The organism is Candidatus Poriferisodalis sp. (genome assembly GCF_965219595.1).
Classification (GTDB): Bacteria; Actinomycetota; Acidimicrobiia; order Acidimicrobiales; family Poriferisodalaceae; genus Poriferisodalis.
The window spans coordinates 868,205-883,984 of record NZ_OZ244781.1 but is presented as its reverse complement, the minus strand read 5'-3'; the positions used below and the strand labels follow the sequence as shown (position 1 = coordinate 883,984).

The 15,780-nt window shown below is 68.9% G+C and carries 15 protein-coding genes and 1 tRNA gene; 11 read left to right on the top strand and 5 right to left on the bottom strand.

Annotated features, from left to right (window positions below; translation table 11 throughout):
- Window positions 1-18 precede the first annotated feature (18 nt).
- Window positions 19-537: a 2-amino-4-hydroxy-6-hydroxymethyldihydropteridine diphosphokinase gene (gene folK / locus ACOQPE_RS03670; RefSeq protein WP_420610559.1), complete on the top strand. Its 519-nt coding sequence runs from the start codon at window positions 19-21 to the stop codon at window positions 535-537.
- Window positions 538-668: 131 nt separating this feature from the next.
- Here folK and ACOQPE_RS03665 read toward each other — a convergent pair whose 3' ends face one another.
- Window positions 669-1,370 carry a PaaI family thioesterase gene (locus ACOQPE_RS03665; protein WP_420610558.1) on the bottom strand — a complete coding sequence of 234 codons (702 nt, stop codon included), beginning with the start codon at window positions 1,368-1,370 and terminating at the stop codon, window positions 669-671.
- A 98-nt stretch (window positions 1,371-1,468) separates the two neighbouring features.
- Between ACOQPE_RS03665 and ACOQPE_RS03660 the strand changes: the two genes are divergently transcribed.
- Window positions 1,469-2,623: an acyl-CoA dehydrogenase family protein gene (locus ACOQPE_RS03660; protein WP_420610557.1), complete on the top strand. Its 1,155-nt coding sequence runs from the start codon at window positions 1,469-1,471 to the stop codon at window positions 2,621-2,623.
- Window positions 2,624-2,632: 9 nt separating this feature from the next.
- Window positions 2,633-3,925: a 3-hydroxyacyl-CoA dehydrogenase family protein gene (locus ACOQPE_RS03655; RefSeq protein ID WP_420610556.1), complete on the top strand. Its 1,293-nt coding sequence runs from the start codon at window positions 2,633-2,635 to the stop codon at window positions 3,923-3,925.
- 12 nt (window positions 3,926-3,937) lie between these two features.
- Here the strand turns inward: ACOQPE_RS03655 and folP are convergent, their stop codons facing one another.
- Both folP and ACOQPE_RS03645 read right to left on the bottom strand, forming a co-directional pair.
- Window positions 3,938-4,828: a dihydropteroate synthase gene (gene folP, locus ACOQPE_RS03650; RefSeq protein ID WP_420610555.1), complete on the bottom strand. Its 891-nt coding sequence runs from the start codon at window positions 4,826-4,828 to the stop codon at window positions 3,938-3,940.
- Window positions 4,829-4,830: 2 nt separating this feature from the next.
- A complete protein-coding gene (locus ACOQPE_RS03645; RefSeq protein ID WP_420610554.1) occupies window positions 4,831-5,871 on the bottom strand; it encodes a polyprenyl synthetase family protein in 1,041 nt (346 codons plus the stop codon).
- 109 nt (window positions 5,872-5,980) lie between these two features.
- On the opposite strand from ACOQPE_RS03645, the gene ACOQPE_RS03640 reads away from it, so the two are divergent.
- From ACOQPE_RS03640 to ACOQPE_RS03615, 6 genes are all read left to right on the top strand, one after another.
- Complete coding sequence (locus ACOQPE_RS03640; RefSeq protein ID WP_420610553.1) at window positions 5,981-8,482, top strand: ATP-dependent Clp protease ATP-binding subunit; 2,502 nt, start codon at window positions 5,981-5,983, stop codon at window positions 8,480-8,482.
- Window positions 8,483-8,496: 14 nt separating this feature from the next.
- Complete coding sequence (locus tag ACOQPE_RS03635; RefSeq protein ID WP_420610552.1) at window positions 8,497-9,363, top strand: hypothetical protein; 867 nt, start codon at window positions 8,497-8,499, stop codon at window positions 9,361-9,363.
- Window positions 9,364-9,421: 58 nt separating this feature from the next.
- Entirely contained in the window at window positions 9,422-10,294 is an 873-nt protein-coding gene (locus ACOQPE_RS03630) for an IspD/TarI family cytidylyltransferase (RefSeq protein WP_420610551.1), read from the top strand.
- An 11-nt stretch (window positions 10,295-10,305) separates the two neighbouring features.
- Window positions 10,306-10,815, top strand: coding sequence for a 2-C-methyl-D-erythritol 2,4-cyclodiphosphate synthase (ispF, locus tag ACOQPE_RS03625; protein ID WP_420610550.1), 510 nt, complete (start codon window positions 10,306-10,308; stop codon window positions 10,813-10,815).
- Between the two features lie 131 nt (window positions 10,816-10,946).
- Window positions 10,947-11,723, top strand: a complete 777-nt coding sequence (rlmB, locus tag ACOQPE_RS03620; protein WP_420610549.1) for a 23S rRNA (guanosine(2251)-2'-O)-methyltransferase RlmB — start codon at window positions 10,947-10,949, stop codon at window positions 11,721-11,723.
- Window positions 11,724-11,756: 33 nt separating this feature from the next.
- Window positions 11,757-11,829, top strand: a tRNA-Thr gene (locus tag ACOQPE_RS03615).
- Here ACOQPE_RS03615 and ACOQPE_RS03610 read toward each other — a convergent pair.
- Window positions 11,829-12,926 (bottom strand): alcohol dehydrogenase family protein, encoded by a 1,098-nt coding sequence (locus tag ACOQPE_RS03610; RefSeq protein WP_420610548.1) that lies wholly within the window; start codon window positions 12,924-12,926, stop codon window positions 11,829-11,831. The two genes, ACOQPE_RS03615 and ACOQPE_RS03610, sit on opposite strands and share 1 nt — an antisense overlap.
- A gap of 53 nt (window positions 12,927-12,979) precedes the next feature.
- Between ACOQPE_RS03610 and ACOQPE_RS03605 the strand changes: the two genes are divergently transcribed.
- Both ACOQPE_RS03605 and ACOQPE_RS03600 read left to right on the top strand, forming a co-directional pair.
- The gene (locus tag ACOQPE_RS03605; protein WP_420610547.1) at window positions 12,980-14,113 is read left to right on the top strand and encodes an aromatic ring-hydroxylating oxygenase subunit alpha; all 1,134 of its coding nucleotides are present in this window, start codon (window positions 12,980-12,982) and stop codon (window positions 14,111-14,113) included.
- 4 nt (window positions 14,114-14,117) lie between these two features.
- Window positions 14,118-15,107 carry a PfkB family carbohydrate kinase gene (locus tag ACOQPE_RS03600; RefSeq protein WP_420610546.1) on the top strand — a complete coding sequence of 330 codons (990 nt, stop codon included), beginning with the start codon at window positions 14,118-14,120 and terminating at the stop codon, window positions 15,105-15,107.
- A 42-nt stretch (window positions 15,108-15,149) separates the two neighbouring features.
- On the opposite strand, the gene upp is transcribed toward ACOQPE_RS03600, so the two are convergent.
- Window positions 15,150-15,779, bottom strand: coding sequence for a uracil phosphoribosyltransferase (gene upp / locus ACOQPE_RS03595; protein ID WP_420610545.1), 630 nt, complete (start codon window positions 15,777-15,779; stop codon window positions 15,150-15,152).
- Between the last annotated feature and the right edge of the window lies 1 nt (window position 15,780).

The following is a 15,780-nucleotide window of genomic DNA, read 5'->3' as shown; positions in this document are numbered from 1 at the left end:
GCGGGGGATCCTGAGCCGGTGAGCCCGCCCAGCGTGCGGGCCTTTGTGGGGCTGGGCGCGAACATCGGCAATCCCGCCGCACAGCTGGCCGACGCCCTCGAAGCACTGGACGCCGCAGGCGTGCTCGTGGCCGTCTCGGGCGTGTACCGCAGCGCGCCGATCGGCCCCGAACAGCCGGAGTTCCTGAACCTCGTCGCCGAGCTGTCGGTACCCGACGGCCCCTACGAGCTGCTTGCCCGCTGCCAAGCCCTTGAAGCCGCAGCACAGCGGGTGCGCCGTGAGCGCTGGGGCCCGCGCACGCTCGACGTCGACGTGCTGCTGTTCGGCGAGGTGGAGATGCATGACCCCGAGCTGCAGATCCCGCACCCTCGCCTACGGGAGCGTCGCTTCGTGCTCGACCCCCTCGCGGAACTGGCGCCCGAACTGGTCACCCTCGGCCAACTGGCAGCAGTCGCCGACCAAGACTGCGAGTACGTCGGCACCGTCAAGATGCTGCGCCAACTGGCCGCTTCCGCGCCGGGGTCAGACCAGCACTAAGCACCTCACCCGAGACGCACAGATGCCATAGCGAAGGCGGCGGCAGGGGACTCTGCGACGTTGCGACCTGCTGGATCGCTGGTCGCTGAGGGTCCTGCCGCCGCCGCAGCGGGCGCACTGAGGATCGCGACTCAACCCTCGGGGATTGGCGGCGCGTCGGCTCGCAGGATGAACAGGCCCTCAGCGTTGACGCACAGACCCTCGGGCCCGTGCACCTCGGCGTGCTGAACGATCTTGCGGCCCGAGGTGCTCTCGATCCACGCCCGCAGATGCAACGGCACACCCAGCGGGGTCGCAGCACGGTAATGAACGGTGAGCCGGCCGGTATAGGCCTGCCGGCCCCGCATGCGGTTCAGCGCGCCCATCAGCTCGTCGATGATGAGCGCCACCACGCCGCCGTGGGTGCGCTCGGGCGGCCCGGCGAACATGGGGTCCACCACGGCCTCGCCGGTGACAGCGTCGTCGGACTCCTTGAAGTACCGCACGTTCACCGATGCCGGATGCAGCGTGCCGCCGCCGATCGAGAACGGATCGAATTCGATCTCGTCGCCGGGCTCGAGCGGCAGCGGGAAGTACTGGCCTTCGTAGATCTCTCGGAGATACGGCCGCGAGAGCATGTCGTCGATCTTCACCCGCAGCGTGCCCTGCTCCAGCCGCGCCGCGGTGGCCTCGACGGTGGCCGTGATCTCGTCGAGCACCTCGTCGTCGACCCGCCGGTTCGCCAGCGCCTGGTTCAGCCGCCGCATCGCGGCAGCCGCTCGCTCGACCGCGCTCCAGTCGTGACCGGGCTCGACCGTGGCGCTGAGATCGCTCGGCGAGTCGTGCTCGGTCACGGGCCGAGACGCTATCTGTGCGGCATCTGTGCAGCCCCGACGCCTGCCCGCCGCGACCGGCCGTGGCTCGCTGCAGCGCAGCCGCATACGCTCGCCTCATGCGGCGCACCATCTTCGAAGACGAGCACGAGATGTTCCGCGAGACGGCCAAAGCCTTCGTGGAGCGCGAGATCGTCCCCAACCACGAGAAATGGGAAGCCGACGGCAAGATCGACAAGGCCATGTTCCGCAAGGCGGGAGACGTGGGCTTGCTCGCGACGGCCGTCGACGAGCGATACGGCGGGGGCGGGGTTCTCGACTTCCGCTACAACGCCATCGTCAACGAGGAAGTCCACGCGTCGGGCGCGGCCAGCTCGGGGCAGTGCATGACGCTGCACAACGACATCTGCCTGCCGTACTTCATCAACCTCTGCAATGACGAGCAGGCCGAGCGCTGGATGCCGGGCCTCGCCAGCGGCGAGCTGATGAGCGCCATCGCCATGACCGAGCCGGGGACCGGCTCCGATCTGGCCTCGATCACCACTACGGCGGTGCGTTCGGGCGACGGCTACGTGGTGAACGGCGCCAAGACGTTCATCACCAACGGCATCAACTCCGACCTGGTGATCGTGGCGGCCAAGACCGACCCCACCGAGAAGCACCGGGGCATGTCGCTGATCGTGCTGGAGGAGGGCATGGAGGGCTTCGAGCGGGGCCGCAATCTCGACAAGCTGGGCTTGAAGTCCCAGGACACGGCCGAGCTGTTCTTCGACGACGTGTTCGTGCCCGAGGAGAACCTGCTCGGCGGCGAGGGCAACGGGTTCCTGCACCTCGTGCGGAACCTGCCCCAAGAGCGCCTGTCGATCGCAGTGGGCGGCGTGGCGCACGCGCAGGCGGCGTTCGACTGGACGGTGGACTATGTCGGCGAGCGCACGGCGTTCGGGCAGACCATCGCCTCGTTCCAGAACACCCGCTTCGAGCTGGCCGAGATGAAGACCGAGCTCGACATTGCCTGGGTGTTCGTGGATCGCCAGATCGAGGCGCTCAACGCCGGCGAGCTCACCGCCACCGATGCCGCCGAGGCCAAGTGGTGGGTGACCGAGATGCAGCTGCGGCTCATCACCCGCTGCCTGCAGCTGTTCGGCGGCTACGGCTACATGAGCGAGTTCCCGATCTCCAAGGCCTACGCAGACGCCCGGATCCAGACCATCTACGGCGGCACCACCGAGATCATGAAGGAGATCATCGGCCGCGAAGTCTCCGGCACCCGGTAGGCAGGGGCCATGAGGCGCATCAATTCAGTAGCAGTCATCGGCGCGGGCACGATGGGTGCCGGCATCGCCGCCGCGTCCGCAGCGGCAGGGTGCCGGGTGCTCGTGCTCGACAGCGACGAGGCCGCAGCGCGGCGTGCGCTGGACGGCGTCGACGCCGACGCTCAAGGTTTGGTCGAGATCGGCACCGTCGACGAACGGCTCGACGACATTGCCGGCTACGACTGGGTGTGCGAGGCGGTCATCGAGGATCTGGCCACCAAGCGTGAGCTGTTCGAGCGGCTCGAAGCTGCGCGCAGCGACGGCTCGGTCATCTCGTCGAACACCTCGGGCATTCCCCTGCGCCAAATCTCCGACGGCATGAGCGAGCGCTTCCGCCGCGATGTGGCGATCACCCACTTCTTCAACCCCGTGCGGGTGATGAAGCTGTTCGAGCTGGTGCCGGGCGAGGACACCGAGCCCGAGGTGATCGACGCCTTCGCCCGATTCGGCGCCGAGCGTCTGGGCAAGGGCGTGGTGCACGCCAAGGACACCGTCAACTTCATCGGCAACCGCATCGGCTGTTTCTTCATGCTGTCGGGCCTGCACATGGCCAAGCCGTTCCTGGCCGACGGCATGACCCAGGAGACCATCGACGCCGTGCTGGGAGCTCCCGTCGGGCTGCCGCCCACCGGCCTGTACGGGCTCATCGACCTCATTGGCCTCGACGTCATGGAGCTGGTTGGTGCCAACCTGGCCCAGAACCTGCCTGCCGGCGATCGGGGGCTCGATTTCACTGCGTTTCCTGCCGCGGAACAGGACATGGCCGACCGGGGCCAGCTCGGCCGCAAGACCGGCGGGGGCTTCAGCCGCCGTACCAAGCTCGACGACGGGTCCCGCAAGGCCGAGACGTTCGATCTCGTGACCGGCGAATGGCGCCCCGCGTCGGCGCCCGATCTCGAAGGCGTGCCCGCCGACCTGGGCGAGGTGATGTTCGCCGATTCCCCGCAGGGCGAGCTGGCTCGGCACGTCTTCGGCGGCACGCTGGCCTACGCGGCCGACCTGGTGCCCGAGATCGCCGACGACATCGCGAACGTCGACAACGCCATCCGCTGGGGCTTCAACTGGGTGCACGGCCCGTTCGAGATGCTCGACCACCTCGGCCCTGCCCGGGTGATCGAGTTCCTGCGCGGCATCGATGCCCCGCTGCCGGCGATGCTCGCCACACTCGAAGCATCGGGCCAGCCCACCTTCTACGCCCAGTCAGCCGACGGCACCCGCCGCCAGCTCATGCCCGACGGCACGGTCGCCCCAGTCGAGAGCTGACCCGCCAGTTCCTCAGGGGGCGGGGCGGACGATGGCGTCAGTCATCCGGATCGCTTGCATCATCTCGGCAGCGTCGTGCACGCGCACCACGTCGATGCCCGCACAGATAGCAGCCACGATGGTGGAAGCCGTCCCGAAGAGACGATCACCGGGCTTGGTGTCGGTGACGGCGCCGATCGTGGACTTGCGCGATGTGCCGATGAGCACTGGCAGCTCGAGTGCCCACAGTTCCGGCAGGCGGCGCATCATCTCGAGGTTCTGTGACACGCCGAATCCGAAGCCGAAGCCCGGATCGACGATGATCCGATCAGAACCCACGCCGGCATCAGCGCAGATCTGAAGGCTGGTTTCCAGCCCGGTAGTCACATCGGCGACCAGGTCGGTATGAGGCCGGCCGCGCTGGTTGTGCATGATGACCGCGGCCGCCCCGCGCTCGGCCACCAGCGGCGCCATTCCGGGATCGAGGCGGAATCCGGTGATGTCGTTCACGACCGACGCGCCGGCATCGAGAGCGGGAGCCGCCACCTCGGCCCACGTCGTGTCGACCGAAATCGGAAGGTCAGCCCCGATCCGGTCCAACTCGGCCCGGACGGCGTCGATGACCCGCACAGCGCGGCGCCTCTCCACCTCCAGTGGTGTGGGCTCGGCGCCGGGCCGGCTGGACGCGCCGCCGATGTCGATGATGTCCACTCCGGCTGCCACTAGCTCCCGCGCCAGGGCTAGCGCCTCGTCGAGCCGGTCCGCGACGCCGTCGCCCGAGAACGAGTCCTCGGTGGCGTTGATGATGCCCATGACGAACGTGCGGGTGCCCCACTGCCAGCACAGTCCCCGGCCGGGGTCCCACTGCTCATGGCGGTAACGGCGACGGACCGGCCAGAGGGAACCCATGGCGTCGGTGGACACGCTCAGGATCGGCCCGCGGCGCCCGTGGCTGCTGCAGCGCCGGCCGACGAGGGCAGGGCGCTGAGCAGGTTCGACGTTGCGGCACGGAGCCCGACCACCCCGGGTGTGGCGTCGAGCGGTGCCAACGCATCGAGGGCAGCGGTCACATAGTGCTGCGCGGTCTGCACGGAACTGGCGATCTCGGGGCCGTCCACCACGATCGCTCGGGCCCGGTCCCGCCGGTCGTCGTCCAGCGGCTCGCCCAGCAGCTCGCTCAGACGATCGCCGTCGGGGTGCGCGTCCGCCAGCATCCGGATCACCGGCAGCGTGTACACGCCCTCGCGCAGGTCGTTGCCCGAGGGTTTGCCGAGTTCCTCGTCGGAGGCAACCAGGTCGAGCACGTCGTCGACGATCTGGAACGCCATGCCGTAGGCGAGCCCGAAGCTGTTCAGCCGGTCCAGGGTCTCGCCGTCGACGCCGGCCACCAGCCCGCCGATGCGGCACGACGTTGCGTACAGCTCGGCGGTCTTGCCCTGGATGGCCAGGAAGTACTGATCCTCGGTGCGGCTCCGGTCATAGATCAGCTGCAGCTCGCGCACCTGCCCCTCGCACAGCCGGCCGATGGTGGCGGCCAGCAGCGCGGCCACCTCGGTGCCCAGCGACGCCGCCAGCTCTGACGCCTTGGCCAGCAGGAAGTCGCCGGCCAGGATCGCCTTCAGGTTGCCCCAGCGGTGATTCACCGCCTCGATGCCGCGCCGGGTCTCCGCGTCGTCCATGACGTCGTCGTGGTACAGCGAGCCCAGGTGCACCAGCTCCACCGCGACGCCGCCGCACACCATGTCGTCGGTGACTGCGTCGGGCGCAGCGCCGTCGGGATCGAGCGCGAGCGCCGACGCGATGACGAACGCGGGCCGCAGCCGTTTGCCGCCGGCCGGGATCAGGTGCGAGGTCACCTCGGTGAGGAACTCGTCGCCGGTGACCGCTGCAGCGCGCAGGGCCGTCTCCACACGGGCCAGGTCAGCCTCGGCATCGGGCCGGGCCTGCAACGGGGAAAGGGGCGCCACGGCGCAACCGTAAACGACAGCGACAGCAAGGAGCGATGCGGCAGGGCATCGTTACACTGCGCTCAGGAGACCTTCTGCACCCTGCGCAAGGCTCAAACCAGGAGGCCCAGTGTTCGAACGCTTCACTGATCGGGCTCGCCGAGTGGTGGTGTTGGCGCAAGAGGAAGCGCGCCTGCTGAATCACAACTACATCGGCACGGAGCACATCCTGCTGGGGCTGATCCACGAGGGCGAGGGCGTGGCAGCCCAGGCGCTCGAGTCGCTGGGCATCTCGCTCGAGGCCGTGCGCAGCCAGGTGGAAGAGATCATCGGGCAGGGCAGCTCGTCGCCCAGCGGCCACATCCCCTTCACGCCGCGCGCGAAGAAGGTGCTCGAGCTGTCGCTGCGTGAGGCGCTGCAGCTCGGCCACAACTACATCGGCACAGAGCACGTGCTGCTCGGCCTGATCCGTGAGGGCGAGGGCGTGGCCGCACAAGTGCTGGTCAAACTCGGCGCCGACCTGTCGAAGGTCCGCCAAGAGGTCATCCAGCAGCTCTCCGGATACAGCGGCTCGAGCGGCGGCCGCGAGACCGTCGGCGCCTCGTCGGGGCAGGGAAGCGAGCAGGGCGGTCAGAGCGGCTCGCTGGTGCTCGACCAGTTCGGGCGCAACCTCACCGCGGACGCTCGGGCCAAGAAGCTCGACCCGGTCATCGGCCGCCTGCGCGAGACCGAGCGCGTCATGCAGGTGCTGTCGCGCCGCACCAAGAACAACCCGGTGCTCGTCGGCGAGCCCGGCGTGGGCAAGACCGCCATCGTGGAAGGCCTCGCCCAGAAGATCGTCAACAACGACGTCCCCGAGCTGCTGCGAGACAAGCAGCTCTACACGCTCGACCTCGGGGCGCTGGTGGCCGGCTCCCGCTACCGGGGCGACTTCGAGGAGCGCCTGAAGAAGGTCCTCAAGGAGATCCGCACCCGCGGCGACATCATCCTGTTCATCGACGAGCTGCACACGCTCGTCGGCGCCGGCGCCGCAGAGGGCGCGATCGACGCTGCGTCGATCCTCAAGCCCATGCTGGCGCGCGGCGAGCTGCAGACCATCGGCGCCACCACGCTCGAGGAGTACCGCAAGTACCTCGAGAAAGACGCTGCGCTCGAGCGCCGCTTCCAGCCGATCACCGTCGACGAGCCCACGCTCAGCCACACCATCGAGATACTCAAGGGGCTGCGCGACCGCTACGAGCAGCACCACCGGGTCACCATCACCGACCAGGCCCTCGTGGCCGCGGCGAACCTGGCCGATCGCTACATCGCCGACCGCCACCTGCCCGACAAGGCCATCGACCTCATCGATGAGGCCGGGTCGCGTCTGCGCATCAAGCGCATGTCGACGCCGCCCGACTTCAAGGAGATCGAGACGAAGCTGGCCGACGTCACCGAGCGCAAGAAGCAGGCAGTCGAGTCGCAAGACTTCGAGACCGCCGGGGCGCTGCGCGACGAGGAGAAGGAGCTGCTCGAGCGGCGGACCGAGGTGATGGCCCAGGCTCGCTCGGAGGGGCACGACCTGTTCGACGAGGTCGACGAGGAAGGCATCGCCGAGGTGCTGTCCATCTGGACCGGCATCCCGGTGTACAAGCTCACCGAGGAGGAAACCCAGAAGCTCCTCAAGATGGAAGACGAGCTGCACAAGCGGGTCATCGGCCAGCACGACTCCATCAAGGCGGTCAGTCAGGCCATCCGCCGCACCCGCGCCGGCCTGAAAGACCCCAAGCGGCCCGGCGGCTCGTTCATCTTCCTGGGCCCGTCGGGCGTCGGCAAGACCGAGCTGGCCAAGACGCTGGCCGAGTTCCTGTTCGGTGACGAGGGAGCGCTCATCAGCCTCGACATGTCCGAGTACATGGACAAGTTCACCGTGAGCCGCCTCGTGGGCGCCCCGCCCGGGTACGTCGGCTACGACGAGGGCGGCCAGCTCACCGAAGCGGTACGCCGCAAGCCGTTCTCGGTGGTGCTGTTCGACGAGATCGAGAAGGCCCACCCGGACGTGTTCAACACGCTGCTGCAGATCCTGGAAGAGGGCCGGCTGACCGACGCGCAGGGCCGCTCGGTCGACTTCCGCAACGCCGTGCTCATCATGACCTCGAACCTGGGCACCGCAGACCTGCGCAAGGCGCGTGTGGGCTTCGCGACCGCCGATGAGGACGCCAGCTACGACCGGATGAAGGAAAAGGTCAACGATGCGCTCAAGGCGCACTTCCGGCCGGAGTTCCTGAACCGCATCGACGACACCATCGTCTTCCACGAGCTGAGCATCGAAGAAGTGGTGCAGATCGTCGACCTGATGATCAAGCGCACCTCTGACCAGCTTCGGGCGCAGGGCCTGGGGCTGGAGCTCACCGACTCCGCCAAGGAATGGCTGGCGCGCACCGGGTACGACCCGCAGCTGGGTGCCCGGCCGCTGCGCCGTGCGCTGCAGCATCATGTGGAGGACGCGCTCAGCGAGCGGATCCTCTACAAGGAGTTCCACGCCGGCGAGATCATCGTGGTCGACGTCGAGGACGACGAGATCGTGTTCCGTGCCATCGAGGGCTTCGACCCCGGGCCGATCGAGCTCGAAGAGGCCGCAACCGCCGAGTAAGCGTGTCCTGGCGAATGCCTGCGTGCGGTTCGCCGGGGATTGACGCTTGCCACAATCCGCGGCGGCGCATGCTGTGCGCTGCGCTGGCCGGCGTCGCCGTGCTGGTGCTGGCGGCGGGCTGCCGGGTCGACATCGTCGTCGACATCGACATCGCGCATGACGGCGCCGGCAGGGTCACCGTGGAGATCACGTTCGACGAAGAGGTGATGCGATGGGTGCCCGACCTGGGCGAGCTCATCGTGACCGACGGCCTGGTCGGGTGGGACATCCGGCAGTTCGGCGAGCAGACGCCCGAGGGCGAGCGCCTCCGGGTGACGGCATCCAAGCGCTTCTCCTCGCCTGCCGAGTTGGCAGCGGTGCTCGCGGAGATCGACCGGCCTGCCGATGGCTCTGCGGGGCTGTTCCGGTCGGCGACGTTCGTGGGCTCGCGCGATGGGGTGCACGTGAGGTACGACCTGACGGTGACCGTCGGCTTGGACCGGCCAGTTGCCGGGCTCGTGAATCCGGCTACTGCTGACGCGCTGGAAGGCGAGCTGTTCGGGTTGCCGATACCTGAGATCGAGGCGCGGGCGGGGGCGCCGCTTGACGAGCTGGTGACGCTGGTGGTGCGGGCGACGGTTCCCCAGGGGGCTGGGAGCTTGCCTGTTGACGGCGCGATGACGTTGAACGAGGGGGGTGTTCGGGAGCTGCGGGTTTCGGGTGAGCTGCTGGATGCTGAGCTGGCTGCGGCTGAGGCGGAGGCTGAGCGACTTGCTGAGCGGGCTTCGCGGGGGGTTCGGATTGCGGTGGTCTGGTGGATTGTTCTCGGTTTGATCGTCTTGGTTGTGCTTGTTGTTGCTCTTCGGGGTCGGCGTCGCCGGCGCGGGCTCACCTTCCGTTAGTTGCGCTTGGGCTTCTGGGTGCCGGGCAGGGGAGGGCAGTGGCACCCGTGCTTCAAACATGCGCAGCGCCGCCCGTGACGAGGTGGATGGGCTGTGGCGCTGCGAACTGCGCGCGGGCACCACTGCCCTCCCCAGCCCTTGTCTCGTGGTGTCCTGGACCGGGGTGCTTCGTGACTGTGCGCGGGTGCCGCTGCCCTCCCCAGCCCTTGTCTCGTGGTGTCCCTCACGGGGGCAGACTTGGTGGGTGGCTCGGACTTGGGCGCTTGTGTTGGCTGCTGGGGCGGGGACTCGGTTCGGGGCAGTTGCCGGTGGGGCTTCGAAGGCGATGGTTTCTGTTGCTGGGCGCTCGATGGTCGGTTGGAGCGTTGAAGCCGCTGGCGTGGCTTGTGATGGGGTGACGCTTGTCGTTGCGCCGTCCATGGTCGAGGAGCAGTACACCGGTGTCGATGTGATTGTCGAGGGTGGCGATACGCGGTCGGGGTCGGTTCGGGCTGGGTTGGCGACTGTTCCTGGTGATGTTGATGTTGTGGTTTGTCATGACGCTGCTCGGCCGGGGGCTTCGGCTGGGTTGTTTGAGAGGGTGATTGCTGCTGTTCGGGGTGGGGTTGATGCTGCTGTGCCGGCGCTGGCGGTGAGCGACACGTTGAAGCGGGTGCCGGAGTGGGGCGACTCGGGGGGAGTCGTTGCGGGAACGGTGAATCGTTCGGGGTTGTTTGGGGTGCAGACGCCGCAGGCGTTTCGGCGGGCGGCGCTGGTGGCTGCGCATGACGGAGAGCCTGAGGCCACTGACGATGCTGCGCTGGTGGAGGCTGCGGGGGGCACCGTGATGGCGGTGCCGGGCGAGGCGGCGGCGCACAAGGTCACTACGGCTGCGGATCTCGTCGTGGTGGAGGCGCTGCTGGGTGGCCGCGGCTCGGGCGACGGGCTCTAGCGTCAACTGGCGTGAGTGCTGCTGACAGCGGGGCTGGGCTGGTGATGCGGGTGGGGCATGGGTATGACGCCCATCCGTTTGCCGATGCCGATGCTTCGGGGCGGATACTGGTGCTGGGCGGAGTTCGGTTTCCGGGTGAACGGCCGCTAGTGGGCCACAGCGATGCCGATGTTGTTGCTCATGCGGTGATCGATGCGATGTTGAGTGCTGCTGGACTTGGAGATATCGGCACGCAGTTTCCTGACAGCGATGAGCGCTGGCGGGGTGCTGACAGCATCGAGATGCTGCGGCAGGTCTCGGCGCTGCTCGCGGAGGGCGGTTGGATGTTGGCGAATGCCGACTGCACGGTGATCTGCGACCGGCCGATGATCGCCCCGCACCGCGATCAGATGCAGGAGCGGCTCAGCGGCGCAGCCGGCGGACCGGTGACGGTCTGTGGCAAGCGCACCGAGGGACTGGGTAACGCCGACGGGATCGTGGCCCACGCCGTGGCACTCGTAGTCGTCGGACGCCAACAATGAGCGCAGAACGGGGCGAGCGGCGTGGCGCTCCTTCACGCCGCGGGCGGGGGTCTGCTCCCCAACGCAGCGAGCGCAGCAATCGTTCTCCAGGTCGCGGACACGGGAGACAGCAGCGGGGTGGTGCGAATCAGGTGCAGGCTGGTCGGCCGCAGGGACGGCCGAAGGGTCTTGGCGGGGATCACGTTGAAGGCCGGCAGGCCGTTCGCGAGCTGCTGCGCGCCGGCAAGCGCAAGGTGCACGAGGTGCTGATCTCCGAGGACGCGCACTCGGCGGCCACGCTGGCCGAGATCGTCGACCTCGCCGGCGACCGGCGTGTGCCGGTGCGCGAGGTCACCCGCCGCAAGCTGGACGAGGCAGCGCTCACCGCCGCACCGCAGGGCGTGATCGCCAAGGCCGCTGCCGTGCAGCCCGTGCCGCTGGAAGAGCTGGCCAGACCTGCGGGGAACACGCTGCCGCTCGTCGTGGCGACCGACGGCGTCACCGACCCGGGCAACCTCGGCGCCATCCTGCGCACGGCAGAGGTCGCCGGTGCCACCGGCATCGTGCTCACCAGCCACCGCTCGGCCAACCTCACGCCGGCCGCCGTGAAGGCCGCCGCGGGTGCCATCGAGTACCTGCCGATCGCGCTGGTCGGCGGCCTGCCCGCTGCGCTCGCCAAGCTCCGCGACGCGGGCCTGTGGGCCATCGGTCTCGACGGCTACGCGCCGGACGGGCTCGAGTCGCTGCGGGTCGGCGACGAGCCGCTGGTGCTGGTGCTGGGCGCTGAGGGACGCGGCCTGTCGTCGCTGGTGGAGCGCCGCTGCGACCAGGTGGTTTCGATCCCGGTGCTCGGACGCATCGAATCGCTCAACGTGGCAGCGGCGGCCGCCGTGGCCCTGTTCGACATCGCCCGCGCCCGCACGCCCTGAAATCCGGGGCGCCGCCCATACGCTGGGACCGGTGCCCGAGTAGCTCAACGGCCAGAGCACCGCTCTTGTAAAGCGGGGGTTGTGGGTTCGATTCCCACCTCGGGCTCACGACAGGGTGATCACCAGATTGCCGAAGTGCTCCTTGCGCACGAAGGCTTCCTGCGCCTCGCGTATGCGCTCGAGGGGAAACGTGCCGCCCAGCACCGGGCGGATCTCGCCCCGCTCGATGTAACCGACGAGGTCGGCGAAGAGCCCCGGTCCGTAGATCGTGGCGCCGAACAGCTCCAGGTCGTTGAGATAGATCGTCCGCAGATCGACCTCGACGATGGGTCCGGCAATGGCGCCCGAGGTGACATAGCGCCCGCGGCCTGCCAGCGCATCGAGCCACAGCCCCACGGCATCGCCGCCCACCACGTCGGCCACGGCGTCGAACGGGCCGCCGTTGGCTTCGACCGCCGCCGCGACATCGTGATCAGGGCCCTGGCGTGGCACCACCGCATCCGCACCGAGTTCGAGCACCTGTGTCGCCTTGGAAGCACCGGATATGGCCACCACATGTGCGCCTCGCCGGCTCGCGAGCTGCACCAGTGCCGAGCCCACGCCACCGCTCGCACCGGGCACCGCGATGCTCTGGCCGGCGGTGAGCCCGATGCGCTGGAGCATGTGCTCAGCCGTCGAGGACGCACAGGCAAAGGTCGCCAGCTCCGCATCGGACAGATCGGACTCGACCGGATACACGTTCACGGCCGGCACGGCGGCGAACTCGGCGAAGCCGCCGTCGACCTCGCTGCCGAGGTAGCGCGCCTTGCTGCGGTCGGTCGGGTCGGCGGGGTCTTTCAACCACGGTTCCACCATGACCCGCCGCCCCACGAGTGCTGCATCGGCGCGCTCACCGGCGGCCACCACTCGTCCCACCACATCGGCCCCCTGGATGCGGGGAAACTCCACGCCCCGGCCACCCCAGGTGGAATCGGCGGCATCTGCGTCGGCGTATCCCTCACCCGACGTCGCCGCTGTCACCGACTTGCTGTACCAGGCAACCCGCGTGTTGATGTCGGTGTTGTTGATGCCGCACGCCGCCACCGCGATCAGCACGTCGTCGGGACCAGGCACCGGAACGGGCACGTCATCGCGCACCTGCAGCATCTCGGGCCCGCCATGGCCTACCAGCAGCGCGGCACGCATGGTGTTCGGCGGGTTCATTCGCTCTCGCGGGGGTCACAGGCGGCCATCGGGACGCGGCACAATACCGTTCAGTGGCAGCCCGCCAGACACCGGTGCCCAGTGCGACCGATGCGGCTGGGCGAAGCGCGCTGGCAGCTCGCTACTACACCGATCCCGAGATCCTCGCGGTCGAGCTGGACACAGTGTTCGCCCGGTCCTGGCACCTCGTGGGTCACCGCAGCCAGGTGAGCGAACCCGGCCAGGTGCTCACGGCGACGGTGGGCGACGAGCCGGTCTTCGTGGTCAACGACGGCGGCCAGATCCGCGCCTTCTTCAACGTGTGCCAGCACCGGGGGCACGAGCTGTTCCCGCCGCAGCAGCCGGGCGGCGATGTCGCCGAGACTCCGGGCGTCATCATGTGCCCGTATCACGCCTGGGTGTACGGGCTGGACGGCACGTTGCTCAGCGCACGCAGCCGCGATGTCGGCGAGATCTGCCTGCCGCCCGTCGCCGTCGACGAGCTCGCTGGCTTCGTGTTCGTCAATACGGATGCCGGCGCGACCCCGCTGGCCGAGCACGCCCCAGGCGTCGGCGACGAGGTCCTGGCGCTTGCCCCGCAGACGCCGGCGCGCATGCTGACGTGGCGCCGGACCCACCTCATCGCTGCCAACTGGAAGATCGCGGTGGAGAACTACAACGAGTGCTATCACTGCCCGAACGTGCATCGATCGTTTACTTCCGGCGTGGTCGACCCCGCCAGCTACCGGGTCACGCCCAGCGGCACGGTGATCCGCCATACGGCCAGAGGCGTCGAGGGCGACCGTTCCACCTACACGCGCCCGGTCGCCAGCGATGACTATGCCGCGTTCTACATCTGGCCGGCTTCGTCGATCCAGGTGTATCCCGGCCAGGCCGTGAACACGTACCGCTGGGTGCCGTGCGCTCCGGATCGAACACTGCTGGTGCGGGAGTGGTGGTTCGATGTCGCCGAGCCGACCGATGAGCTGCGCGAGATCATCGACCTCGACTGGAACACGACGGTGTCCGAAGACCTGAAGCTGGTCGAATCGACCCAGCGCGGCATTCGCAGCCGCGGCTACCGGCCCGGGCCGCTGGTGACCGAGCAGTCCGGCATCGCTTCGGTGCACAGCGAGGACGCTGTGGACCATCTCGCAACGCTGCTGCTGTCGGCGCTCGGCCACGAACGGGCATCGAACGGGCGCTGAACCGGTGACACCCTCAGGCGTGCCGCGGATCGCTGTTGTCGGGAGCCTGAACGCTGATGTGACGCTGTGGGTGCCGAGGCGCCCGTCGCCCGACGAGACGATGCACGCCGAGCGCATCGCATGGTTCCGCGGCGGCAAGGGTGCCAACCAGGCAGTGGCCGCGGCCCGGCTGGGCGCGCGGGTGGTGATGGTGGGCCGGGTCGGCGACGACGAGCAGGGCCGGTGGCTGCGCTCTGGCCTGGAGGCCGAGGGGATCGACTGCCGGCACGTGGCCAGTGTCGATGTGCCGACCGGCTTGGCGGTGATCACCGTCGATCCCGATGACGTGTCGATCGTGGTGGCTGCGGGCGCCAACGCATCGCTGGATGCCGGGGACGTGCAGGCAGCCGCCAACGAGATTGCCGCGGCCGATGCGCTGCTGCTGCAGGGCGAGGTGAGCGCCGCCGCGGCCCGGGCCGCAGCAGAGATCGCCCGCGAGCACGGCACGTTCGTGGTGCTGAATCCCGCTCCGTACAACGACGTTGCCCCCGCTGTGCTGCCGCTGGCCGACTTCGTCATCGTGAATCGCGCCGAAGCCGAGCAGTTGCGCCATCCCGACGCCGAGGGCAGCGTGCCCGAGCTGCGTCCCGAAGCGGTGCTCGTCGAGACGCGAGGCGCAGCGGGCTGCGTCATTGACCCGTCTCGAACTGCCGCACTGGCACTGCAATCGCAGCAATCACCTGATGCTTCCGCCGACGCCGCAGCCGGTGTCGATGGGGAGATCATCGTGGCCGCACCGCGGGTCGCCGCGGTCGACGCCACCGGTGCAGGGGACGCGTTTGCCGGGGCGTTCGCAGTCGGCATGGCATCGGGCGCGACCGTGGCCGAAGCGGCGCGGCTGGCCGTGCGAGCTGGCGCCTGGGCAGTGACAGTCGCAGGTGCGCAGCCGAGCCTGCCGACGATGGTGCAGCTGCAGGACCTGGTTGGGCGAAGCCAGGGCCCGAGCGGCCCGTGAGCCCGTATCAGATGAGGGCGGGGAACAAGAGCGGACTGTCGGTCAGGCAGAGCCGTAGAGACGATCGCCGGCATCGCCCAGACCGGGAACGATGAAGGCCCGCTCGTCGAGGTGGCTGTCGACGGCGGCCGTCACGATGCGGACATCGGCGGCGCTGCGCTGCAGGGCAGCGATCCCCTCGGGTGCGGCCAGCGTGCACACCATCGTCACCGGTCCCACGCTCGACTCCGCGAGCACCCGGATCACCGCGGCCGCGGAGCCGCCCGTCGCCAGCATCGGGTCGAGCACCAGCACCGGTCGATCCTCCAGCACACCTGGCAGCGACTCGAGGTAGCACTCGTGGCCGACACCGTCGGACGTCTCGATCCTGCGCATCCCGACAAAACCCACCGGCGCAGCAGGCAGGAGCCGCAGCGCTGCATCGAGCATGCCCAGCCCGGCTCGCAGCACGGGCACGATCGCCGGCATCGGCTCGAGGCGCGAGCCTTCGGCCGGCCCGAGCGGCGTCTCCACCGCCTCGGGCACCGATGTCGCATCGGTGAGCGCTTCGGACACCAGCAGGAACGTCAGCGCATCGAGCCGCTGGCGGAACTCCTCCACGGCGGTGTCCTTGTCGCGCAGCCGGGTGAGCAGGGCTGCGGCTACGGGGTGGTCGACAATGGTGACACTCATG